The sequence below is a fragment of the Kribbella sp. NPDC056861 genome (assembly GCF_040687575.1).
Lineage (GTDB): Bacteria > Actinomycetota > Actinomycetes > Propionibacteriales > Kribbellaceae > Kribbella.
Window position 1 is genome coordinate 446,734 of sequence record NZ_JBFBNQ010000008.1, and the last position, 22,776, is coordinate 469,509.

Consider the following 22,776-nt stretch of genomic DNA (forward strand, 5'->3'; position numbering starts at 1 on the left):
CCGCCCGCCAGCCACTCGCTGAGGTGCCCGGCCTTCGGCCGCCCGCCAGGCTGCTGCTGGCTGCCGCCGAGCGCCGAGCACGGCCGCCCACCGGGCTGCTGCTGGCTGCCGCCGAGCGCCGAGCCCTGCCGCCCGCCGGGCCTCTGGTGCAAGGTGCGACTTCTTCGCGATCCTCCTCGCAGTAACAGCAGGAGCCGGCGGCGGGAACCCCAGCGATGGGGTTGCTGGTGGCTGGGGTACAGCTGGATTGGTTTGAACTGGGCGAATCTGGCAGAATGTCGGGCTGAGTCCGTCCGGATCACGTGCAGCCCTCTAACTCCACGTCCCGGAAGGCCCATCCGAGTGGCCACCCGTTGTCCCCACGACGCCGGTGCGTTGCTCAACCAAGACATGAAATCCCGAGGGAGACCCCACAAACGTGGCAGTCAAGATCCGTTTGAAGCGCATCGGCAAGAAGCGTGCGCCGCACTACCGCATCGTCGTGATGGACGCCCGCGCCAAGCGTGACGGCCGCGCCATCGAGGAGATCGGCAAGTACAACCCGAAGGCCGAGCCGTCGTTCATTCACGTCGAGTCGGACCGGGCGCAGTACTGGCTGGGCGTCGGCGCGCAGCCGACCGAGGCCGTCGCGGCCATCTTCCGGGCCAGCGGTGACTGGCAGAAGTTCAAGGGTCTCGAGGCTCCGGCGCCGCTGCGGGTCAAGGAGCCCAAGCGTGACAAGCAGGAGATCTTCAACGAGGCCCTCGCCGAGGCGCACGGCACGCTGAAGACCGAGGCCGTCACCAAGAAGGCCGCCGCCAAGAAGGCGGAGCCGAAGGCAGACAAGGCTGACAAGGCCGAGAAGAAGGACGACGCTGCCGAGGCGAAGGTCGAGGAGGCCGCTCCGGCCGCCGACGCCGCCGCCACCGACGCGCCGGCCGACGACGCCAAGGCCTGACGGTGATGGAGACCGAGGCGCTCGAGCACCTGGTCCGGGGCATCGTCGACAATCCTGACGATGTCAGTGTCCGGTCGCGCAACCTGCGACGCGGGCAGACTCTCGAGGTGCACGTGCACCCCGACGACATCGGCAAGGTGATCGGCCGCAACGGCCGGACGGCGACCGCGATCCGTACCGTGGTCGGGGCGCTCAGCTCCGAGCAGTCGGTCCGGATCGACTTCGTCGACGAGTTCAACCGGCGCCCGCGCCGCTGAGCTCGAACAGTCCTGAAGGGCCGTACCCCACTGGGTGCGGCCCTTTACTGCTCTTTACGACTTTGGTGAAAGTAGGAACCGCAAGTGCTGGTGATCGTCGGCCGTATCGGCCGGGCGCACGGGATCAAGGGCGAGGTCGGCATGATCGTCCGGACGGACGACCCGGATCTCCGGTTCGCCGACGGCGCTCGGCTGGTGACCCCCACGACCCCGCCGCGGACCCTGGTGGTCGAGTCGAGTCGCTGGCACAGCGGCCGGCTGCTGGTGAAGTTCGTGGACTCCCCGGACCGCACCGCTGCGGAGAACCTGCGCAACCTCGAGGTCCAGGCCGAGATCGGCGAGGACGAGCGCCCCGAGGACCCCGACGAGTACTACGACCGCGAACTGATCGGCCTGAAGGTGCGCACCACCGACGGGGTCGAGGCCGGCGAGGTCATCGACGTGATCCACCTGCCGTCGCAGGACCTGCTGGAGATCCGCAGGCCGGCCGGCAACGCAGTACTGGTGCCGCTGGTCGAGGAGCTCGTCCCGGAGATCGACCTGGACGCGAAGTACGTGACAGTGGCCGACCGCCCCGGGCTGCTCGACCCCGAGGGTGCCGAGGTGGTCCCGACGGAGCCAGGGGACGCGGCCCGATGAGGCTGGACGTCTTCTCGATCTTCCCGGAGTACCTGGCGGCTCTGGACGTCTCGCTGGTCGGCAAGGCGGCCAAGAGCGGCCTGCTCGACGTCCGGGTGCACGACCTGCGCGACTGGACGCACGACCGGCACCGCACCGTCGACGACACCCCGTACGGCGGCGGCGCGGGCATGGTGATGAAGCCGCAGCCGTGGGGAGAGGCGTTCGACGCAGTACTGCCGACCGACGGGCCGTCTCAGCCCCGCCTGATCGTGCCAACGCCTGCCGGGCAGCCCTTCAGCCAGGACCTGGCCTACGAGCTTGCTGCCGAGCCGTGGCTGGCTTTTGCCTGCGGCCGGTACGAGGGGATCGACGCACGCGTCGCGGCGCACGCTGCGGAGCGGATGCAGGTTACTGAGGTCTCCATCGGCGACTACGTGCTGAACGGCGGGGAGGTCGCAGTACTGGTCATGGTCGAGGCCATTGCCCGCCTGCTGCCCGGTGTGATCGGCAACCCGGAGTCACTGGCTGAGGAGTCCCACTCGGGCCACGGGCTGCTGGAGTACCCCGTCTACACAAAGCCGCCGGCGTGGCGCGGGCACGACGTACCGGATGTCCTCCTGTCCGGGAACCACAAGCTGATCGCCGAGTGGCGCCACGACGAGTCAGTACGCCGTACTACGGAGCGCAGGCCTGACCTGTTGGCCGCCTGGGGCAGCTCGATGCCTGCTGAGGACGACCCGGCGTCACAGGTTCGCCTGCTCCCGGCGACCGAGGCGGATGCGGGGGAGTTGCTCACGCTGCAGCGGGCGTCCTTCCTGACCGAGGGACAGGCCTATGGCGACCTGTCGATTCCGCCGTTGTCGGAGTCGCTGGAGGAGTGTGCCGCCCGTTTCGCCCTGGGACCGGTCTGGAAGGCCGTAGCGGGCAGCCGGATCGTCGGGTCCGTCCAGCTGGCCATCGACGGCTCAGTGGGCCGCATCGCGCGGCTGATGGTGGCTCCGGACTGGCAGCGGCGGGGGATCGCCGCCAAGCTGCTGCAGGTAGCCGAGAAGACCGCGCCCGCCGAGGTTGCGACGTACGAACTGTTCACGGGTGCGGAGAGTGAGCGGAACCTGCAGCTGTACCGGAACGCCGGCTACCGCGAGATCAAGCGGGAGTGGCAGACCGAGACGATCGAGCTGGTGCTGCTGGCCAAGCGGCGCCGGCGGCGCTGAGAGCTCCGACTGCTGGGGATTCGGCGCTGAGGCCCGGCGCTGGGTCCGGTGCTGGGAATCGCGGCTGATTTCGTGGCGATCTATGCCGTGTGGCAGACTTGGTCGCTGTTGCCATTCGGTGCTCCTGCCACAGGGGGTGACCACCGCGTGACGGCAAACCCAACTTTTATCACCAAGCATTCGCGGGTGACCTGTGGCAGTCGCGAGGAAGAGACACCTGATGACCAACCTGCTGAACGAACTCGACAACGCGAGCAAGCGTGACGACATCCCCGCTTTCCGCGCCGGTGACACGGTCAACGTGCACGTCAAGGTCGTCGAAGGCAACCGCTCCCGTGTCCAGGTCTTCAAGGGTGTCGTGATCCGTCGCCACGGTGGCGGCCTGCAGGAGACCTTCACGGTCCGCAAGGTCAGCTTCGGCGTCGGCGTCGAGCGCACTTTCCCGCTGCACACCCCGATCGTCGACAAGGTCGAGGTCGTCACCCGTGGCGACGTGCGCCGCGCGAAGCTGTACTACCTGCGCGACCTGCGCGGCAAGGCCGCCAAGATCAAGGAGAAGCGGGACAACATCCCGGCCTCCTGATCGTCGACTGACGACGGTCCGGTATGGCGCCGAGCACCGCGACGCGCGCTCGCCCGCCAGCCAGGAGGGCACGTCGCACCAAGGGACGTCACCGCAGGCTCAAGCAGCGTAATCCGCTGCTGAGCCTGCTGATCGAGATGACCACCGTGACAGTGCTCGCGTTGGTCATCACGGTCGTCCTGCGGCTTTTTGTCGCCGAGGCGTTCTACGTGCCCTCGGAGTCAATGTACGACACCCTCACCACCAACGACCGGATCCTGGCCGAGAAGGTCAGTTATCTGCACCGGGACGTGGACCGGGGCGACATCATCGTCTTCAAGGACCCCGCGAACTGGCTGAACGAGGCCCCGAAGGAGCCCGGTCCGCTGCGCCAGGTCGGCGAGTTCGTCGGCATTCTGCCGCGCAGCGGTGAGGGTCACCTGGTCAAACGGGTGATCGGCGTGGCCGGCGACCGGGTGATCTGCTGCAACAAGGCCGGGCAGATCGCGGTGAACAACATCGCCCTGGACGAGCGCGAGTACCTGCTCAAGGACGCCCGGCCCTCCAACTCACCGTTCAGCGTCGTTGTGCCGCCTGGTTCACTGTGGGTCATGGGTGACAATCGGGCCGAGTCCGCGGACTCCCGCGCGCACATGGGCGGACCCGGCGGCGGATTCGTGCCCGTGGACAACGTGGTTGGCCGTGCCTGTTGCGTAATCTGGCCGTCTGACCGGATGACGATGCTGCGTCCTCCGGAAACCTTCAAGAAGCCGGGGCTGAAGAAGTGACTGAGACACCGACTGCGACGAAAGCGAAACCCGCCCACCGCTCGGGCCTCGCGGCAGCTGCCCGCGAGTTCGTGCTGATCGTGGTCGGTGCGCTGATCGTCTCGTCGATCCTGCGGGCCTTCGTCGGCCAGATGTTCATCATCCCGAGCGAGTCGATGCAGAACACGCTGCTGGTCGGTGACCGGGTCGTGGTCGAGAAGCTGACCGATGTCGAGCGCGGCGACGTGGTCGTGTTCGAGGATCCGGGCGGCTGGCTGGGCACCGAGGAGAGCGGCCAGAAGCGTGGTTCGGTCGGCCGGTTCTTCGAGGTCGTCGGGCTGCTGCCGGACTCCAGCCACGGGCACCTGATCAAGCGCCTGATCGGGATGCCGGGCGACAAGGTCGCCTGCTGCGACTCCAAGGGCCGGCTGCTGGTGAACGGCCAGCCGCTGGAGGAGAGCCAGTACCTGTACCCCGGTGACGCGCCGTCGGCGATGGAGTTCCAGGTCACCGTGCCGGCCGGCCGCGTCTTCGTGATGGGCGACCACCGGTCCGAGTCGGGCGACTCCCGGGTGCACCTGAGCGACACCGGCCCCGACGGCGGCGCGCCGGGTGACGCCGCCTTCGTCCCGATGGACAAGGTCACCGGCCGCGCGATCCTGGTGGTCTGGCCGGCCAACAGGTTCGACAAACTCGACGTGCCGGAGACCTTCAAGGCGATCCCGGCCCCCGGTCCGGCGCCGGACAAACCCTCGATCTCCCTCACCCCACCACCCAAGTGATCTCCACCGGCAAGTGAGTTGATGGATGAGCGCACTTCCGCGCGGCAGCACCATCCGGCGTGACGCCGGGCTGTACGGGTACGAACGCGCCCTGCGGCGAGTCGGTCTCGACCCGATCGCGGGCGTCGACGAGGCGGGCCGCGGACCGTGTGCCGGCCCGCTGGTCGCGGCCGCGGTGATCCTACCGGACGGCAAGCGCGGGCAGATTCCCGAGTTGGCCGACTCCAAGCTGCTGACCGCCAAGGCGCGGGACCGCTGCTACGACCAGATCCGCGACCGGGCGCTGGCCTGGTCGGTGGTCTCGATCGAGGCGGCCGAGTGCGACCGGCTCGGCATGCATGTCGCGAACGTGGAGGCGCTCCGCCGGGCGATCTTCCTGCTCGACCTGCGCCCGCAGTACGTGCTGACGGACGGCTTCGGGGTGGACGGTCTCGGCGTACCGGGGCTGGCCGTCTGGAAGGGTGACCGGGTGGCGGCGTGTATCGCGGCTGCCTCGGTGATCGCGAAGGTGACCCGTGACCGGATCATGCAGCGCTGGCACGAGGAGTACCCGCAGTACGATTTCGCGGTCCACAAGGGCTACTGCACCTCCGAACACCAAGCGGCACTGGACCAATACGGCCCGTGCCCACAACATCGACGGCGGTTCGAGAATGTCCGCCGCAGTATGCGGCCCGATATGGGACAGAATGTGACCAGTCCCACCGGAGTGGAGAGCCGATGAGTGCAGACGACCTCGAGAAGTACGAGACCGATATGGAGCTACAGCTCTATCGGGAGTACAAGGACGTCGTCGGGATCTTCAAGTACGTAGTGGAGACCGAACGGCGCTTCTACCTGTGCAACGCGGTAGACCTGAAAGTCCGGACCGAAGGCGGCGACGTCTACTTCGAAGTGACGATGGCCGACGCCTGGGTCTGGGACGTCTACCGCTCCGCACGCTTCGTGAAGAACGCGAAGGTCGTCACCTTCCGCGACGTCAACATCGAAGAACTGGCCAAGTCCGACCTGGAAGTCCCCAAAGACTCCGACTTCGGCCGCTGACCGGCCCCGCAGTACTCCGGCAACCCGCGCCTCACCGCGCGGGTTGCCCGCATGCCCCCGCGCTGCTCTAACCTGATCCCCGAAGACCCGCACAAGCCAACGAGGAGGTGATACCCCATGACCGCACCATCAACAGGGGCGCTCCCCTCAAGGATCACCGTCCGGCGATAGCTCGCCCGGGAGCGCCGTTTACAGCCCTCCCGAAAGGCAAGCCATGCAGTTCACCTCCGAGCAAACCCTCGAAGCCGGCGTACTAGAGCGCACCTTCACGATCGGCGACATCCCCGGCATCCTGTGGACACCCACCGCTGCCCCCACGTCGGCCCCTGCAGCTGCGCCGACCTCCGCCGCTGCGCCGACCTCCGCCGCTGCGCCGACCTCTGCCGCTGCGCCCACCTCCGCCGCTTCGCCGGCCTCTGCCCCCGCCCAGGCATCAGCCTCCGTTCCGGCGTCTGCCTCCGTGCCCGCAGCAGCTCCCGCGTCTGCACCGACCTCCGCCTACGCGGCTGCACCGGCCCCGCTGATCCTGCTCGGCCACCCCGGCGACCTGCCCAAGATGTACCCCCGCCTCGCAGCCCGAGCCCAGCACTCCGCAGCAGCAGGCTTCGCCACCGCCACCATCGAACTCCCCGGCTCCGGCACCCGTCGCCGCCTACCCGCTGTCGAACAAGCCCGCGCCGACCTACGCCAAGCCCTCCAATCCGGCACCCCAGTTACCGAAGACATCATCAACCGCCTCATCCTCCCCTTGGTCGACCAATCGGTCCCGGAATGGCAAGCCACCCTCGACGCCCTCCTGCAACTCCCCGAACTCACCGCCCCAGCCGGCATCGCAGGAGGAGTACTCGCCATCGCCCTCCGCCTGGCCCTGGTCGACCCAAGAGTCTCCGCCGCCCTCCTCTTCGCCGGCAGCTACGTCCCCCGCAGCATGTTCGACGAAGCCCGCCAACTAACCATCCCGCTCCACGTCCTTCTCCAATGGGACGACCAAGGCAACGACCGTCAACTCGCCCTGGACCTGTTCGACGCCTTCGCCTCCAAGGAGAAAACCCTCCACGCGAACATGGGCGGCCACACCGGCATCCCCCAGTTCGAGGCAGCCCCCGCAAACCACTTCTTCATCCGCCATCTGATGCCTTCCCCCACCACCTGATGCATTCGCCCACCTGAAGCTCATCCACCACCTCACGCCCCGCGGCCCGACTGCCTCCTACCCGCCACCAGCAAGCCCCACCAAACACGTGCAGAAGTCAGTCGCACTCGTCCGGCGGTCAACACCAGCACCTAAATCAACCGCCGGCCCTCCACTCCAGGCAAGGCGGACGGTGACGGGCTGGGGCGGGGATGGGCAGGGCGAGGGCCGGGGATAGGGATGGGACAGGCGGCTGGAACGGAAGCTTGGCGGCTCGGAGCCGGAGCTAGGACCAGGTGGTGTCTTGGCCGCGAGCACCTTTGTCAGCTGAGCTTGGTGCTGAGGCGGGAGGGGGCGTACCTCGTAAGCCCGCTGACCATGCCGCCAACTCCACTAGCGTCGGGAGGTGACGGGCCCAACCAGCTCGGAGTACCTCGCCCGAATCAGGTCGAAGGTCTTGAGACGCGCGGGCGTGTGCCTGTCAGTCGGCCAGCGTGCCGAGCTACCGCGGGTGTACTTCGCTGGGTGCCGCCCTAAGGTCGCCGACTCGGCTACCTGCATGCGGAGATCCGGTCGGCAACGTCCCTGTCAATGGGTCTGCTGTCAGGCGCCAGGGGCGACGTCGGGGCAGCGTCGGTGGTCGGGCTTGCTTGTACTGCGTGCCGCCGGGCCGGGCGCGCCGCTGGGCTGGGGAATGGGCTGTGTGTGGCTGTGCGAGGCAGCCGGCGGTTGCGGACGCTGGATGGGGACAGGCGAGTGAGCGGTTACGCGCGGGGATGGGGATGGCGGTGGTGGGGTTAGAGGGATTGGCGGTGGGTGGGGGAGAGGTGCCAGCCGGATTCTGTGTATTCGATCAGGTGGGATTCGGCGAGGGTTTCCAGGCATTCCTGGGTGGTCTCGAGGTCTAGACCGGCTGTGGTGGCTATGCGGAGGGCGTGGGCGGGGCGTAGGACGGGGACGGCGTCCAGGGTGCGGGCGACGTCGTGGTCCAGGTTGTCGGTGGGGGTGGCGGGGGCGTGGGGGTAGGGGGTGGTGTGGGTGCCTATGGGGGAGATTGCTTCCAGGATGTCGGCGACGTTGGTGGCGAGGGTGGCGTTGCGTTCGCGGATCAGGAGGTGGACGCCTTCGGACATTCGGGAGGTGATCGGGCCGGGGACGGCCAGGACTTGGCGGCCGCATTGTTCGGCCCAGCCGGCGCTGTTGAGGGCGCCGCTGCGGACTGCTGCTTCGACGACGATCGTGCCCAGGGTGGTTGCGGCGATGAGTCTGTTGCGGGCCAGGAAGCGGAGTTTGGTGGGGGAGCATCTTGGCGGGAGTTCGCTGACCAGCAAGCCTGTTTGGGCTATTCGGTCGAAGAGGGCCGTGTTGCTTTTCGGGTAGCTGACGTCGACTCCGCAGGCGAGGACGGCCACGGTTGGGCCGCCGCTGGCGAGGGCTCCGCGGTGGGCGGCGGCATCGATGCCATAGGCGCCGCCGGAGACCACTGTGATGCCTTCGTCGGCGAGGCCGGCGGCTAGTTCGGCGGCTGCGTGTTCGCCGTACGACGAGCACGCGCGGGCGCCGACCAGGGCGACGGATTGGGTGAGGGTCTCGCGCAGGTGCGACGGTCCGCGGACCCAGAGGCCGAACGGTACGCCGCCGCGGCGGCTCTGCAAGCCTGCATCGGCCAGGACCTCGACCTGCTCGGGCCACTCGTCGTCGCCGGGGATTACGAACCGTGCTCCGGCCGCGGCAGCGCGCTCCAAGTCGAGCTCTGGACGTGCCTCAGCTACTCGGGCGCTCCAGCGCTCGAACATTGGGCGCTTCTCGTGCAAGGCTGCCCACAACTCCTCGGCCTCCATGCCTTCGAAGGCGGAGACGGCCGCCGGATCTCCCGGTTCGACGACTCGGGACAACCCGGCTCGGGCGAGCCGTTCTTCCTCGATGCCTCCCGGTGAATCCACTAGCGAAAGGGCAGCCATGGTGGGGTGTTCGATGCGGGTCGGGGAGGGTGCCGGAGTGCTCATGAGGCGTCCTTTCTGAGGGGGCGGGCGTCGGTGAGTGGAGTCAGTGGGGCACCGGTGCGGAGTTGGAAGGCTTCGTGGGTATGGCCGACCGTCGGGGTGGAGGGGCCCGCGGGCTCCAGGTCGGCGAGGGTCCAGGCGAGGCGGGAGACTCGGTCGAAGCCTCGGGCGGTGAGGCGGCCCTCGGAGTACAGGTCTTCGAGGAGTTGTTGGCCGGCCTGGTCGATCGGGTACTCACGGCGGAGGATCGGGCCGGGGAGGTCGCTGTTCAGCGACCAGCCGGTGTCTCGGTAGCGGTGGGCCTGGCGTTCCCGCGCGAGTTTGACCCGGGCGGCGACCTCGGCGGTGGACTCCGGGGGATCGCCGTCGCCTTCGCCTCGGGCGGCGGGCAGGATCTGGCGCTGGATGTCGATCCGGTCCTTGATCGGGCCGCTGATGCGTTGGCGGTAGCGGTTCAGGTTTTGCGGTGTGCAGTTGCAGATCTTGTTCGGGATGCCGGCCAGGCCGCAGGGGCAGGGGTTCGCCGCGAGGACGAGCAGGAAGCGGGCTGGGAACTTCGCGACGGCCGCCGCCCGGTGCACCTCGACGAAGCCGGACTCGAGTGGCTGGCGCAAGGTGTCGAGGGTCAGCGGATGCATCTCGGGTGCCTCGTCGATGAACAGGATCCCTCGATGGGCGCAGCTGATCGCGCCGGGTCGCGGCATGCCGGAGCCGCCGCCGATCAGGCTGGGCAGGGAAGCGGTGTGGTGTGGGGCGATGAAGGGTGGGCGGACGACCAGCTCGGCGTCGTTGGTGAGCAGCCCGGCTAGGGAGTGCACGGCGGAGACCTCAAGGGAGTCTTCGGTGCTGAGGTCAGGCATCAAGCCTGCAAGGCGCTCGGCGAGCATGGTCTTGCCGGAGCCTGGCGGGCCGTGCAGGTAGATGTGATGGCCACCGGCGGCGCTCGCCTCGATGGCCTTGCGGCCTTCGCGCTGGCCGAGGACGTCGTGAAGGTCGACCTCCGGCACTCGGGTGAGCGACTCGGAGATGAGCCGGGGCTCGGCCCGCGGCGGATCCTCGTCGGGCATCTCGGCTTGTCGCAGCAGGGCGAGCACCTGACGTAGGGATCGCATGCCGTAGACCTCGATCCCCGGCACGAGCTTCGCCTCGCCGGCGTTCAGCTCTGGAACCACGATTCGCTCGAAGCCGGAACGGGATGCGGCCAGGGTCATCGCGAGCGCGCCACGAACCTCCCGGATCCGGCCGTCGAGGCCCAGTTCGCCGATGATCGCCACCTGGCGGAGCCGCTGGTTGTCCACTACCCCCGCGGCGGCGAGTAGGGCGCACGCTATGCCGATGTCGTAGTGCGACCCGGTCTTTGGCAAGGTCGCGGGGGAGAGGCCGATGGTCACCTTGCGGTCGGGGAACTTCTCGCCGCTGTTGACGACTGCGGCGCGGACGCGGTCGCGGGCCTCCGACAGTGAGGTGTCCGGCAGACCGATCAGGGTCGTCTTCGGCAGGCCTTGGGCGATGTCGGCCTCGATCTCGACGAGGTGGCCTTCCAGCCCGACGAGCGCCACGGACCACGCCTGGGCGAGCGGCATCAGGCCACGCCCCTGACGTGGTCGACACTCGGCCCTCCGCGGTGCGGCAGGAGCACGGCGACGATGTCGATCCGGATCTCGCCGGGGCGGAGGTCGTGCTGCCGCAGCCACAGGCCGACCAGTTGGCGAAGCTTGCTGAGCTTGCGGTAGGTGATCGACTCCAGCGGGCTGCCGTAGTTCAGTCCGCGCCGGGTCTTCACCTCGCAGACGACGAGGGTCTGGAGCTCCCGGGCGACGATGTCGATCTCGCCTTGTGCGCAACGCCAGTTGCGATCCAGGATCGTGAAGCCGTTGTCCACGAGATACCTGGCGGCGAGATCCTCGCCGTACTGCCCGATCGCGTTCGTGGTTCGCATCGATGACCACCTCCGACTAAGAATCTGCCGTGGTTCGCACCGATTTCGCGGATGACTTCAAAGCCTGTGGAAAAGCTGCCCCACAACGCACTGACCCCTGACCAGGAGCTGGTCAGGGGTCAGGTTTCGCAGTACGTCAGTTGCGCATGTGCTTGCCGCGGGAGGCCGGTTTCGGCGGTGTCCGGACCGCGCGCAGCTCACCGGTGTCGGCCTCGCTGCGGATCGCCTGCAGGCCGCCCGTCCCGGGGTCGGTGTCGCCGATGTCGAAGTCCCAGCTGTCCTCGTTGGCCAGGCGGCTGTGCCAGCGGCCGTAGAGGCCATAGATCGCCAGGCCGACCGCCATCCAGATGCCGAACTTGGTCCAGGTGCTGGTCTTCAGGTTGAGCATCAGCCACAGCGTCGCGGCCAGTGACAGCAGCGGGATCAGCGGCACCATCGGGACCCGGAAACCGCGCTCCAGGTTGGGCTCCTTGCGCCGCAGCGTCAACACGCCGACGGCACAGAACGCGAAGCAGAACAGGGCGCCGATGACGAGTAGCTCCTCAAGGTCGAGGACCTTCGGGTACATCGTCAGCGCAATCGCGGCCACACCAGCTGCCGTGGCGGCGCGGGCCGGCGACGAGTAGACCCGGCTGACCCGGCCCAGGCTCTTCGGCAGCAGTCCGTCACGACCCATGTTGAACAGCACTCGGCTCTGCGCGATCAAGACGACCACGATGACCGTGCTCATTGCGAGCAAGGCACCTAGATTGACCACCTTCGCAGCCCACCCGACGCCGACCGCCGACATTGCCTCCGACAGTGGTGCGGCGCCACCCAGTTGACCCGACGGGCGCATTCCGACCAGCACGACCGCCATCGCGACGTACAGGATCGTGACGGCGCCGACACCGAGCAGCATGCCCTGCGGGACCGTCTTGCGCGGGTTGCGGGCGTCCTCAGACGCGGTCGCGATCAGGTCGAAGCCGATGTAGGCGAAGACGATCGAGCTGGCCGCGGTGAAGATGCCCATCACGCCGAACGAGCCGAACGACGAGTCCAGGATCCAGCTGAGCAGGGTCGGACTGGCTGTCGCCGGGGCGGGTCGCGCGTCCGGGACGAACGGGCGGTAGTTGTCGAAGTCGATGTGCATGGCGCCGATCACGACCACCAGCACGATCACAGCGACCTTCGCCAGCACGACGACGGTCAGCACCCGGGCTGACAGCTTGGTGCCGGTGACGATCAGCGCCGTCAGCACCAGCAGCAGCACAGGCGCCACCAGGTTGATCTTGGCGTCCGGCCCGAAGTACTGCGCGACGTTGGCCGGCAAGGTGAAGCCGAAGCCGTCGAGGGTGGCGAGAAAGTACGCCGACCACACGCGTGCCACGATCGCGGCGGCGGTGACGAGCTCGAGCACCAGAGCCCAGCCCACCAGCCAGGCCCACAACTCGCCGAAGGTGACGTAGGTGAAGGTGTACGCGCTACCCGATACAGGGATCGTCGACGACAGTTCCGCGTAGCAGGCCGCAGCCAGGACGCAGACCACCGCGGCGATCAGGAACGACAGGATCACAGCGGGGCCGGCGACATTGGCCGCCTGCTTACCGCTGAGACTGAAAATGCCGGACCCGATCATCACTCCCAGTCCGAGAACGACTAGGTCGCGACGACCGAACAAGCGCGGCAGACGGTGCCGCGCATCCTCGACTCGAGTGAACGCCGACTCGACCGGCAGGCGCCGGCCTACGGTCTGTCCGTTCGCTGAGGGGGCCATGGTCAGGGGTGCCTCCGTTGCTACTAGGGCAATCGGGCCGAACAGTAGTCGACCGGTTGGATTCGGGCCAGACCTCCTGGGGGTATCCACCGCGCGGTGGCTTGCGATGCCGCGGCCGCTCCCGCATGGTCAGGGCATGGTGCCGGACGAGGTCAGCGGGACGCCTTCCACCGCGGAAGGTTTCACTGTGTTACTGGCTGACTACGAACGGCATCTGACGGCGGAAAGAGACCTCAGTAAGCATTCTGTCCGAGCCTACATGGGCGACGTGATGGATTTAATCGATCATTTGACTCGGCTTGGTCACGATGATCTGAGCGGGTTGGACATCCGCGGTCTGCGGTCCTGGCTGGCCAAGCAACAGAGCCTCGGGAAGTCGCGCAGCACGATGGCGCGGCGCGCCACGGCCGCCCGGGTGTTCACCGCCTGGGCGCAGCGGACCGGGCGGATCGAGACCGATCCGGGGGCCTTGCTTGCCAGCCCCAAGCCGCACAAGTCGCTGCCAGGTGTTCTTGGGCAGGCGGACACGCGGGCGGTGCTGGACGCCGCCGCGGTCGCCGCCGATGACGGCAGCCCGGTGGGACTCCGCGACCTCGCGATCATGGAGTTGCTCTATGCAACGGGTATCCGGGTCGGCGAGCTGTGCGCGCTCGATCTGGACGACGTCGACCCTGGCCGGCGGGTGGTCCGCGTCTTCGGCAAGGGCCGTAAGGAACGCTCGGTCCCGTACGGCGTACCGGCGGGAGCCACGCTGGACGGGTATCTGGACGGGGCGCGGCCGAAGTTGTTCCGGGAGGGGAGTGGACCGGCGCTCTTCCTCGGCAGCCGGGGTGGACGGATCGACCAGCGGACCGTACGCCGGGTCGTGCACGCCCGGATGGAGGCAGTCGACGCGCCCGACCTGTCGCCGCACGGGATGCGGCACACGGCGGCGACGCACCTGCTGGAAGGCGGCGCGGATCTGCGCAGCGTGCAGGAGTTGCTCGGTCACGCATCGTTGGCGACGACGCAGATCTACACGCACGTCTCGGGCGATCGGTTGCGACGCGCCTACGAACAAGCGCATCCACGCGCCTGACCTCGGCCCTCGATACGGCAGACTGCGGACTATGCGGGTTTCGGCGAAGTCTGACTATGCGTTGCGGGCGCTGATCGAGATCACCCAGCGATGGGTGGCGAACGATCCCTCGGTGGTATCGGCCGAGGAGCTGAGTCGTGCGCAGGGGATTCCGCACGGCTTCCTGCAGGGGATCCTGGCGGATCTGCGCCGGGCCGGGGTGCTGACGAGTCAGCGGGGTCAGTCGGGCGGGTGGAAGCTCGCTGTTGATCCGAACGAGATCTCGGTGGCCGATGTGATGCGCGCGGTGGACGGTCCGATCGTGAGCATCTCGGGGGTGCGGCCGGAGAGTGTCGCGTACAACGAGCGGGCTGTTGTGCTGCAGCGGGTGTGGATCGCGGCGCGGGCTAGCCTGCGGGATGTGCTGGAGCACACCACGCTGACGGATCTGGCCAAGGGCAAGCTGCCGAGTGGTGTTGAGCGGCGGTCCAAGGATGAGGACGCTTGGCAGGCGCGGGTCCCGGGGAGCTGATCCGTTGGGTCGGTGGGGCACGCTGGCGCTAGGCGCGGCGGGTTCGCGAGGCACGGTGATGATCGCGGGTCGGCGTGGCGCGGTGGTGGTCGCGGCGCCGTCGGTCGGGTGTGGCATCAGTGGCGCCTGATCAGGAGGCTGCCGGTGAGGGTGGCGATTGCTGCCAGGCCGACGAGCACGCCTGAGGTGACGTTGCCTTGGGTGGGAGGTCCAGCTTCCTGGGGGTGGGGTGCCGAGGTGCCCAGGGGCGACGCGGTAGGGGCGGGGGAGTCCGCTGCGCGGTCGGTGGCGGCTGTCGCTGTGTGCGGCCGGGTTGGGTTGCGCGGTGGTGGTGGCGCCGGGATGGACTGTGTTGGGGCTGCGTTGATGCTGTTGGGCGGCCGGGTGAGTGGCAGTAGTCGGATGGGCCGTTGGGGAAGTAGGGCCAACGGGTTCAAGTAACTAGTCGCCTGGAGTAGGCCCCAGTGGAGGCACGTAGCCGGAGCGCAGTGGGAGGCCGCTGCTGAGAGGGTGCCCAGTGGGGTGCCTGGGGTGACGAGGGCGCCAGCGCGGACTGTGGGGTTGACCGGTTCATAGGTGGTGCGGAGTGGGCCGTTGGTGATGACGATGACGCCGCGGCCGGCCAGCGGGGCGGCGTACGTGACTTTGCCGTGGGTGGCTGAGCGGACCTGTTGGCCGGGGGAGCCTCGTAGGTCGAGGCCGCGGTGGCCGGGGAGCCAGGGTTTGGGTGGGGGTTCGAAGCCTCGGACGATCTCGGGGCGTGGATCGAGGGGCCAGACGGCATGCGGGTCGGGCTGGGGTGGGGTCAGCAGGGCGGCTGCGAGCAGGGGGGTGATGAGGAAGGGCGTCATACAGAGAATGTGCCGTTGGCGGGGCTGGATCGGGCGGGGAATGTGCGGGGCTGTGGACAAGTGGGGCCGGTTAGGTGTGGGTGCCTGGTCTCCCGTAGACTTTTGGTGGCGTCCCACCTGTGTGGGACGACTTCGCACGCCCGCATACCTAAGGCTGACTTCGGATTCCCGGTGGCGGTCGGTGGGCGCACCACTCGGTCCCGGCTGGTTCGGGATTGGTGTGCGCGGGTGTCAGGCGCGGCGGACCGTCCCGGTCCGTCGCGGACAACCGAGACAGGCGTCGCCGGCTGAGCCGGGGCGCGACAGGAGGAACCTCATGGCCGTCGTGACCATGAAGCAGCTGCTCGAGAGCGGCGTCCACTTCGGGCACCAGACCCGTCGCTGGAACCCGAAGATGAAGCGATTCATCTTCACCGAGCGCAACGGCATCTACATCATCGACCTGCAGCAGTCGCTGTCGTACATCGACCGCGCCTACGAGTTCGTCCGGAGCACCGTTGCCTCCGGCGGCGCGATCCTGTTCGTCGGCACGAAGAAGCAGGCCCAGGAAGCGATCGCCGAGCAGGCGACCCGGGTCGGCATGCCCTACGTGAACCAGCGCTGGCTGGGCGGCATGCTCACCAACTTCCAGACCGTCAACAAGCGGCTCCAGCGGCTCAAGGAGCTCGAGCTGCTGGACTTCGACGACGTCGCGGCCTCCGGTGTGACGAAGAAGGAGCTGCTGCAGAAGCGTCGCGAGCACGACAAGCTGCTCAAGACCCTCGGCGGTATTCGTGACATGGCCCGCGTTCCGGCCGCCGTCTGGATCGTCGACACCAAGAAGGAGCACCTCGCCGTCGACGAGGCGCGCAAGCTCAAGCTGCCGATCATCGGCATCCTGGACACCAACTGCGACCCGGACGAGGTCGACTTCCCGATCCCGGGCAACGACGACGCGATCCGTTCGGTCGGCCTGCTGACCCGCGTGGTCGCCGACGCCGTCGCCGACGGTCTGATGTCGCGTGGTGGCCAGGGCGCCGCCGCGGCCGGCGAGGAGCTGGGCGCCGAGGAGCCGCTGGCTGCCTGGGAGCGCGAGCTGCTGGAGAGCCAGAACGGCGCCACCACGGAGGCGAAGGCCGCTGAGGCCCCCGCCGCCGAGGCACCGGCCGCTGAGGCCGCCGCCGAGGAGACCGCTGTCGAGGCGCCTGCCGCCGAGGCCGCTGTCGAGGCTCCCGCCGCCGAGGAAGCTGCTGTCGAGGCCCCGGCCGCCGACGACGCGACCGAGGCTCCGGCCGCCGACGAGGCGCCGAAGACCGAGGCCTGATCGGTCCAGTCATTGCCAGGCGCTGGAGCCGGCCACCGTACTGCGGTGGCCGGCCCGGCGCCCGGCGACGACCAGCCGCCGGCTCCGGCCGGGCGGTCAATCCCCCAGCTGACGCACCACACAAGACTGAGAGATCGAGGCATGGCGAACTACACCGCCGCTGACGTGAAGCGGCTCCGCGACGCCACCGGCGCGGGCATGATGGACGCGAAGAAGGCGCTCGAGACCACCGACGGTGACTTCGAGAAGGCGATCGAGGAGCTGCGCATCCACGGCGCGGCCAAGGCCGCCAAGCGTGGCGCCGAGCGCTCCGCCACCAACGGACTGGTCGCCGCCGCGGAGAACGCGATGGTCCAGTTCAACTGCGAGACCGACTTCGTCGCCAAGAACGAGCAGTTCCAGCAGCTCGCGGCCGACATCGTCGCGCACGCTTCGGCCAGCAAGGTCGGCGACGTCGAGGGTCTGCTCGGCGAGAAGCTGGCCGACGGCAAGAGCGTCGCCGAGAACATCGAGGCCCTGGCCGCGGTGATCGGTGAGAAGCTCGAGCTCGGCAAGGTCGCCGTCTTCGACGGCAAGGTCGCGGCGTACATGCACAAGCGTGCCGCCGACCTCCCGGCCCAGGTCGGCGTACTGGTCGAGTTCGAGGGCGACAACGCCGAGGCTGCCCGCGGCGCTGCCATGCAGGCCGCCGCGATGCGCCCGCTGTACACCACCCGCGACGAGGTCCCGGCCGAGACGGTCGAGAGCGAGAAGCGGATCGCCGAGGCCACCGCTCGCGAAGAGGGCAAGCCGGAGCAGGCCCTGACGAAGATCGTCGAAGGCCGGGTGAACGGCTTCTTCAAGGAGGTCGTGCTGCTCGAGCAGTCGTCGGTCCAGGACAACAAGAAGACCGTCAAGGCGGTCCTCGACGCAGCCGGTGTGACCGTCAAGCGGTTCGCTCGCTTCGAGGTCGGAGCCTGACGGCTCAGCACCACCGCTAGTCAAAGCAGTAGTCGACGAGGAGGCCGGAATCGTGACGGAAACCCTGGGTACCGAGACGAATCCGGCCTCTTCGCCGTTCGAACCGGCCTATCGCCGGGTGTTGCTGAAGTTGTCGGGTGAGGTGTTCGGCGGCGGCAAGCTCGGCGTCGACCCTGACGTGGTCAACTCCATCGCCAAGCAGATCGCCGAGGTGGTCCGCACCGGCGTGCAGGTCGCCGTGGTGGTCGGCGGCGGCAACTTCTTCCGCGGCGCCGAGTTGCAGCAGCGCGGGATGGAGCGCAACCGTGCCGACTACATGGGCATGCTCGGCACCGTGATGAACTGCCTGGCCCTGCAGGACTTCCTGGAGAAACTGGGCGTCGAGACCCGGGTGCAGACCGCCATCACGATGGGCCAGGTCGCCGAGCCGTACATCCCGCGCAAGGCCGACCGGCATCTGTCCAAGGGCCGGGTGGTGATCTTCGGCGCCGGCTCCGGCATGCCGTACTTCTCCACCGACACGGTCGCCGCGCAGCGCGCGCTGGAGATCGGCGCCGAGACGTTGCTGATGGGCAAGCAGGGTGTCGACGGGGTCTACGACTCCGACCCCAAGAAGAACCCCGACGCGGTCAAGTTCGACCAGCTGTCGTACGACGACTTCCTGGCCCGCGGGCTGCGGGTCGCCGACGCGACGGCGATCAGCCTGGCCCGGGACAACGCGCTGCCGATCGTCATCTTCGGACTCGAGGAGGGCAACATCGCCCGGGTCGTCCGCGGTGACAAGATCGGTACGGTCGTCTCCCCGGGTCAGTAGCGGACCCACTAAGATCACGGCCAACACACGGGCTCAGGTCCGTGGAGTGGTACACCAGCATTCGTAGGGTTGCCAGTGTCCAAAGGGATGATGGGGCCGCACCGACGCGGCCCCGAGGAAGCGAGGATTGTCGTGATCGACGAAGCACTCCGCGAAGCCGACCAGAAGATGGCGAAGGCCGTGGAGGTCGCCAAAGACGACTTCGCCGCGATCCGCACCGGCCGCGCGCACCCGTCCATGTTCTCGAGCATCGTGGTGGACTACTACGGCTCGCCGACGCCGCTGCAGCAGCTGGCCGGGTTCCAGGTGCCGGACCCCCGCACGGTGCTCATCTCGCCGTACGACAAGGGCGCGATGCCGGCCATCGAGAAGGCGATCCGCGACTCCGACATGGGCGTGAACCCGGGCAACGACGGCTCCGTCATCCGGATCACCATGCCGCAGCTCACCGAGGAGCGCCGCAAGGAGTACATCAAGGTCGCCAAGACCAAGGGTGAGGACGCCAAGGTCTCGGTCCGCAGCATCCGCCGGCACGCGATGGACTCGATCGGCAAGTCGGTCAAGGACGGCGAGGCGGGCGAGGACGAAGGCAAGAGTGCTGAGAAGCGGCTGGACGGGATGACGAAGAAGTACGTCGACTCGATCGACCAGCTGCTCAAGCACAAGGAAGCCGAACTGCTCGAGGTGTGATGGGCGTCGACCAGAGCACCCCCGCGCCGAGCCGCGCCGGGCGCAACCTGCCCGCGGCGATCGCGGTCGGTGTCGGTCTCGGTGCGGTCATCATCGGTTCGCTCTTCTGGCAGAAGGCTCTGTTCGTCGTCGTCGTGCTGGTCGCCGTCCTGGCGGCCGTCGACGAGCTGGTCCGGGTGTTCCACAACAGTGGCGCGAAGCTGTCCCGGATCCCGCTCTTCGTCGGTACCACGGCGATGCTCGTCGCGGCGTACTACGGCGGCCCGCTGGCGCTGCTGATCGCGTTGGCGCTGACCACGCTGGCGACGATCTTCTGGCGGATGCCCGGCGGATCGATCGGGTTCGTCCGCGACGTCACCACCAACGTGTTCCTGCTCGGCTACGTGCCGCTGCTGGCCGGTTTCGCGATCCTGCTGGTCCAGCCCGACGACGACGGCCCGCAGCGGGTGGTGACGTTCTTCCTGGTCGTGGTGGCCAGCGACGTCGGCGGTTACGTGGCAGGTGTCTTGTTCGGCAAGCACCCGATGGCGCCGACGATCAGCCCGAAGAAGTCGTGGGAGGGTTTCGCCGGCTCGACGCTCGCCTGTATCGGCGCGGGCATCGCCTCGGTGGTGCTGCTGCTCGACGGCCACTGGTGGGTCGGCGCGATCGTCGGTGCGATCGCCGTGCTGACCGCGACGGTCGGCGACCTGGCCGAGTCGATGATCAAGCGCGACCTCGGCATCAAGGACATGTCCAACCTGCTGCCGGGGCACGGTGGCGTGATGGACCGACTGGATTCCTTGCTGGCAACGGCTCCCGCGGTCTGGCTGTTGCTGCACCTACTGGTTTGACGTAGCCGGCGCCGCCGGGTTTGCTGGCCGTATGACCAGCGCACCCGACGGCCGCCCGCTCGCCGGTGACATTGTCCGGCTGGACCGGCTCGTTGCCTCCGACATCGATTCTCTGTACGCCGCGATCGGCTCCGAGCAGGTGTACGCCGGTGGCTTCGGCGGCGGTCTCGCCGCGATGCCTACCAGCGCCGAGCACATGCGGGAGACCTGGATCCCCGCGGCGGAGAAGCGATTCGCGTACGTCGTCCGCCTCGCCGCCGATAGCGAGTTGGGTGCCGAGGGCACAGTGGTCGGGACGTCGAGCCTGGCCGACGTCGACCTGCACAACGAGCGGACCCACCTCGGCTACACCGGCTACGCGCCGGCTGTCTGGGGCACGAAGGTCAACCCGGCGGCGAAGCTCCTGCTGCTCCAGCACGCCTTCGAGGACTGCGGATTCGGCCGGGTGAAGATCCAGACCGGCCTGGCCAACACCCGGTCGCAGGCCGCGATCGCCAAGCTGGGCGCCACTCGCGAGGGTGTGCTCAGGCGGCACATGAAGCTGGCCGACGGATCCTGGCGCGACACCGTCGTCTTCTCGATCCTGGCCGACGAGTGGCCGGACGTCCGCAAGGGCCTCCAGCAGCGCATCAACGGCTAGCCAGGCTCCGCTCCGAGGCAAGCTCGGCCAGCAGTCGATAGGACTCGACCAGCTCGGCACGGTCATAGGTATTGGTAGTGACCAGTACTTCGTCCGCCCCCGTCCGCTGCACCAGCCCGCCCAGTGCGGCGTCCACTTCCGCCGGGGTGCCGTAGATCTGCCCACTGAGCGACTGCTCGAAGAAGCCGCGTTCTTTCTCGCTCATGTCGAGCTCCAACACCGAGGAGATCGACTGCAACGGCGGGAAGACGCCACGGGTTCGGGAGTAAGCGCTGGCCCATGCCTCCGGCAACAGCAGCTTCCGCGCGGCCTCAGTCGTCGCAGCGACGGCCACCGTCGCCGCCAGTACGACGTACGGGCTGGTGGCCCAGGCGGATGGCTGGAAGTCGGTGCGATAGCGATCTAGGAGGCTGAGCAGTTCTTGCTCGCCTTTGATGCCCGCGATGACCAGTGGCAGCCCGAGCGATGCAGCCAGCAGCGCGCCCTCGCCGACCGCGAGTACGAAAGGCGGAACGGTCAGGTCTTCGCCCGGCCGCGCGTGGACCTGCGGATGGTTCTGCTGGGTGCCGGTGAAGTAGCCGAGTAGCTCTCGGACCTGCGAGCTGAAGTCCTCAGCAGCGTCCTTCTCGACCCCGAGCGCTCGTCGGATGCCATTGGTGAAGCCGACCGATCGGCCGAGCCCCATGTCGATCCGACCAGGAAACAGCGACTCCAGTACGCCGAACTGCTCTGCGACAACCAGCGGCTGGTGATTGGGCAGCATCACCCCGCCAGTGCCGACCCTGATCCGCGACGTCGATGCAGCCACGGCCGCGGCCAGCACAGTGGGGGCCGAGCCGACCACCCCTGGCACGCTGTGATGCTCAGACACCCAGAAGCGGTGGTAGCCGAGCTCCTCCGCCTCTCGCGCCAGCCGGACAGTCGCGCGAAGCGTCTCCGCCTCCGTCTCGCCTGTGCGGGTCCGGGACCGGTCCAGGATCGACAACGGCACCCCGGCGAGCGCAGTACGGGGGAGGGAGTCCATGTCAGGTGTAACTGAGTCGTCCGAGAGGTCATTCCCGGGTTCGATTCGATCTGAGTCGAAACGCTCGGTCAGAATTTCACCGCTCTGCGGCGGCTTTGGAAACCTGGTGACAACGCTGTGACCTGCGGAAACACCCCAAGAACGGTCGCGGAGGGTGCTCAAACATGCTCGGAGAGTGGGTTTACAAGGGTTCGGCAGGAGGCATCCACTGACATGTGCGACGGCCACGGAGGTCGCCGCGTCGAGGCTCGAGGAGCTCACATGTCCAGTGATCTGTTCCAGCCGCCCGTGAGGCTCGGGAGGCGTACGACGACGAAGTTGAAGGCCGCGGCATGCGGTCTGGCCCTGGTTGCCGGAGTTTCGATGCCGATGGCATTGGGCTCGTCGGCCGTGGCGAGTCCGGCTCCGGCCGCAGCGCTGTCGGGGATGGCCACGCCCAGCAACGGCGTACAGGCCGGAAGTCCCGCAGCGAAGGCGGCCAATGCGGCGGCAGCGGCCAAGAAGGTGCCGGCCGGCGCGTCCAAGACGCAGGGGATCGTGACGCTGGCGGTCACCCATCAGTACCAGGAGACCGGCTACTGGTGTGGTCCGGCCGCGACGGCGATGGCGCTGTCGGCCAGAATCACGCCACCCAGCCAGGCGCACCTGGCCGCGGATCTCGGCACCACCGCCAACGGCACCGACTGGATCGGTCAGGTCACCCGCGAGCTGAACGCGCACCTCGGCGGCGGCTGGTACGAGACCAAGGAGATGCCGAACGATCCGCCGACCCAGGCGCAGCGTGACCTGCTCTGGTACGACATCGTCTTCGACATCGACCGCAACTACCCGATCGTCGCCAACATCGTCGCTCCCGCGAGCAACCACCCGCCGGGCTACCCGAACTACACGATCTACCACTACTTCACCGTGATCGGCTACGACTCCAACGACAGCACCGTGCTGATCGCGGACTCGGCCGGCTTCGGCCCGGCGACCTACTGGCTGACCTTCAACCAGCTCGCCACCCTGATCCCGCCGAAGGGCTACTCGGCCTGATCGCTCCACCTCTCGCGCGC

Annotated in this window: 25 protein-coding genes; 19 read left to right on the top strand and 6 right to left on the bottom strand. The window is 68.1% G+C overall.

The genetic code is table 11. The features are described from left to right. Positions 1-418: 418 nt before the first annotated feature. The 10 genes from rpsP (at position 419) to AB0P21_RS36470 (ending at position 7,337) form a co-directional block, all read left to right on the top strand. Positions 419-937, top strand: coding sequence for a 30S ribosomal protein S16 (gene rpsP, locus AB0P21_RS36425; protein ID WP_363703114.1), 519 nt, complete (start codon positions 419-421; stop codon positions 935-937). 5 nt (positions 938-942) lie between these two features. After that, a complete protein-coding gene (locus AB0P21_RS36430) occupies positions 943-1,194 on the top strand; it encodes an RNA-binding protein (protein ID WP_363703309.1) in 252 nt (83 codons plus the stop codon). Positions 1,195-1,278: 84 nt separating this feature from the next. Further along, positions 1,279-1,833, top strand: a complete 555-nt coding sequence (rimM, locus tag AB0P21_RS36435; protein WP_363703116.1) for a ribosome maturation factor RimM — start codon at positions 1,279-1,281, stop codon at positions 1,831-1,833. Then, positions 1,830-3,029, top strand: coding sequence for a tRNA (guanosine(37)-N1)-methyltransferase TrmD (gene trmD / locus AB0P21_RS36440; RefSeq protein ID WP_363703118.1), 1,200 nt, complete (start codon positions 1,830-1,832; stop codon positions 3,027-3,029). The genes rimM and trmD overlap by 4 nt, the downstream gene beginning before the upstream one ends. Positions 3,030-3,249: 220 nt before the next feature. Continuing rightward, on the top strand, positions 3,250-3,612 hold the full coding sequence (rplS, locus tag AB0P21_RS36445; RefSeq protein WP_363703120.1) for a 50S ribosomal protein L19: 363 nt from the start codon (positions 3,250-3,252) through the stop codon (positions 3,610-3,612). Positions 3,613-3,749: 137 nt separating this feature from the next. Next, positions 3,750-4,379: a signal peptidase I gene (gene lepB / locus AB0P21_RS36450; RefSeq protein WP_363703122.1), complete on the top strand. Its 630-nt coding sequence runs from the start codon at positions 3,750-3,752 to the stop codon at positions 4,377-4,379. Further along, entirely contained in the window at positions 4,376-5,140 is a 765-nt protein-coding gene (lepB, locus tag AB0P21_RS36455; protein WP_363703124.1) for a signal peptidase I, read from the top strand. Before lepB (AB0P21_RS36450) ends, lepB (AB0P21_RS36455) begins: the two co-directional genes overlap by 4 nt. Before the next feature lie 25 nt (positions 5,141-5,165). After that, positions 5,166-5,864, top strand: coding sequence for a ribonuclease HII (locus AB0P21_RS36460; RefSeq protein ID WP_363703126.1), 699 nt, complete (start codon positions 5,166-5,168; stop codon positions 5,862-5,864). Next, a complete protein-coding gene (locus tag AB0P21_RS36465) occupies positions 5,861-6,184 on the top strand; it encodes a DUF2469 domain-containing protein (protein WP_012922325.1) in 324 nt (107 codons plus the stop codon). The genes AB0P21_RS36460 and AB0P21_RS36465 overlap by 4 nt, the downstream gene beginning before the upstream one ends. 214 nt (positions 6,185-6,398) lie before the next feature. Beyond that, positions 6,399-7,337: a hypothetical protein gene (locus AB0P21_RS36470; RefSeq protein ID WP_363703128.1), complete on the top strand. Its 939-nt coding sequence runs from the start codon at positions 6,399-6,401 to the stop codon at positions 7,335-7,337. Between the two features lie 776 nt (positions 7,338-8,113). Here the strand turns inward: AB0P21_RS36470 and dprA are convergent. The 4 genes from dprA to AB0P21_RS36490 all read right to left on the bottom strand — a co-directional run bounded on the left by dprA (position 8,114) and on the right by AB0P21_RS36490 (position 13,014). Further along, positions 8,114-9,322, bottom strand: coding sequence for a DNA-processing protein DprA (gene dprA, locus AB0P21_RS36475; protein WP_363703130.1), 1,209 nt, complete (start codon positions 9,320-9,322; stop codon positions 8,114-8,116). Next, positions 9,319-10,902: a YifB family Mg chelatase-like AAA ATPase gene (locus tag AB0P21_RS36480; RefSeq protein ID WP_363703132.1), complete on the bottom strand. Its 1,584-nt coding sequence runs from the start codon at positions 10,900-10,902 to the stop codon at positions 9,319-9,321. Before AB0P21_RS36480 ends, dprA begins: the two co-directional genes overlap by 4 nt. Further along, positions 10,902-11,258 carry a YraN family protein gene (locus AB0P21_RS36485; protein ID WP_363703134.1) on the bottom strand — a complete coding sequence of 119 codons (357 nt, stop codon included), beginning with the start codon at positions 11,256-11,258 and terminating at the stop codon, positions 10,902-10,904. Before AB0P21_RS36485 ends, AB0P21_RS36480 begins: the two co-directional genes overlap by 1 nt. 136 nt (positions 11,259-11,394) lie before the next feature. Then, complete coding sequence (locus AB0P21_RS36490; protein ID WP_363703136.1) at positions 11,395-13,014, bottom strand: amino acid permease; 1,620 nt, start codon at positions 13,012-13,014, stop codon at positions 11,395-11,397. Between the two features lie 136 nt (positions 13,015-13,150). Between AB0P21_RS36490 and AB0P21_RS36495 the strand changes: the two genes are divergently transcribed. Both AB0P21_RS36495 and AB0P21_RS36500 read left to right on the top strand, forming a co-directional pair. Beyond that, on the top strand, positions 13,151-14,092 hold the full coding sequence (locus tag AB0P21_RS36495) for a tyrosine recombinase XerC (protein WP_363703138.1): 942 nt from the start codon (positions 13,151-13,153) through the stop codon (positions 14,090-14,092). A 31-nt stretch (positions 14,093-14,123) separates the two neighbouring features. Next, a complete protein-coding gene (locus tag AB0P21_RS36500; protein ID WP_363703140.1) occupies positions 14,124-14,603 on the top strand; it encodes an Rrf2 family transcriptional regulator in 480 nt (159 codons plus the stop codon). A gap of 116 nt (positions 14,604-14,719) precedes the next feature. Here the strand turns inward: AB0P21_RS36500 and AB0P21_RS36505 are convergent, their stop codons facing one another. Beyond that, positions 14,720-15,454 carry a M23 family metallopeptidase gene (locus AB0P21_RS36505; protein WP_363703142.1) on the bottom strand — a complete coding sequence of 245 codons (735 nt, stop codon included), beginning with the start codon at positions 15,452-15,454 and terminating at the stop codon, positions 14,720-14,722. Positions 15,455-15,770: 316 nt separating this feature from the next. Here AB0P21_RS36505 and rpsB point away from each other — a divergent pair, with 316 nt between their 5' ends. The 6 genes from rpsB (at position 15,771) to AB0P21_RS36535 (ending at position 20,694) form a co-directional block, all read left to right on the top strand. Further along, positions 15,771-16,757 (top strand): 30S ribosomal protein S2, encoded by a 987-nt coding sequence (gene rpsB / locus AB0P21_RS36510; RefSeq protein WP_363703144.1) that lies wholly within the window; start codon positions 15,771-15,773, stop codon positions 16,755-16,757. 141 nt (positions 16,758-16,898) lie between these two features. Then, a complete protein-coding gene (gene tsf / locus AB0P21_RS36515; RefSeq protein WP_363703146.1) occupies positions 16,899-17,717 on the top strand; it encodes a translation elongation factor Ts in 819 nt (272 codons plus the stop codon). A 64-nt stretch (positions 17,718-17,781) separates the two neighbouring features. Further along, positions 17,782-18,531 (top strand): UMP kinase, encoded by a 750-nt coding sequence (gene pyrH / locus AB0P21_RS36520; protein WP_363703311.1) that lies wholly within the window; start codon positions 17,782-17,784, stop codon positions 18,529-18,531. A 132-nt stretch (positions 18,532-18,663) separates the two neighbouring features. Beyond that, complete coding sequence (frr, locus tag AB0P21_RS36525) at positions 18,664-19,221, top strand: ribosome recycling factor (protein ID WP_363703148.1); 558 nt, start codon at positions 18,664-18,666, stop codon at positions 19,219-19,221. Beyond that, the gene (locus AB0P21_RS36530; RefSeq protein WP_363703150.1) at positions 19,221-20,054 is read left to right on the top strand and encodes a phosphatidate cytidylyltransferase; all 834 of its coding nucleotides are present in this window, start codon (positions 19,221-19,223) and stop codon (positions 20,052-20,054) included. Before frr ends, AB0P21_RS36530 begins: the two co-directional genes overlap by 1 nt. Positions 20,055-20,085: 31 nt before the next feature. Continuing rightward, positions 20,086-20,694 carry a GNAT family protein gene (locus tag AB0P21_RS36535; RefSeq protein ID WP_363703152.1) on the top strand — a complete coding sequence of 203 codons (609 nt, stop codon included), beginning with the start codon at positions 20,086-20,088 and terminating at the stop codon, positions 20,692-20,694. Here AB0P21_RS36535 and AB0P21_RS36540 read toward each other — a convergent pair. Further along, positions 20,684-21,718, bottom strand: a complete 1,035-nt coding sequence (locus AB0P21_RS36540) for an LLM class flavin-dependent oxidoreductase (RefSeq protein WP_363703154.1) — start codon at positions 21,716-21,718, stop codon at positions 20,684-20,686. The two genes, AB0P21_RS36535 and AB0P21_RS36540, sit on opposite strands and share 11 nt — an antisense overlap. Before the next feature lie 261 nt (positions 21,719-21,979). Between AB0P21_RS36540 and AB0P21_RS36545 the strand changes: the two genes are divergently transcribed. Next, the gene (locus AB0P21_RS36545) at positions 21,980-22,756 is read left to right on the top strand and encodes a C39 family peptidase (RefSeq protein ID WP_363703156.1); all 777 of its coding nucleotides are present in this window, start codon (positions 21,980-21,982) and stop codon (positions 22,754-22,756) included. The last annotated feature ends 20 nt before the right edge of the window (positions 22,757-22,776 follow it).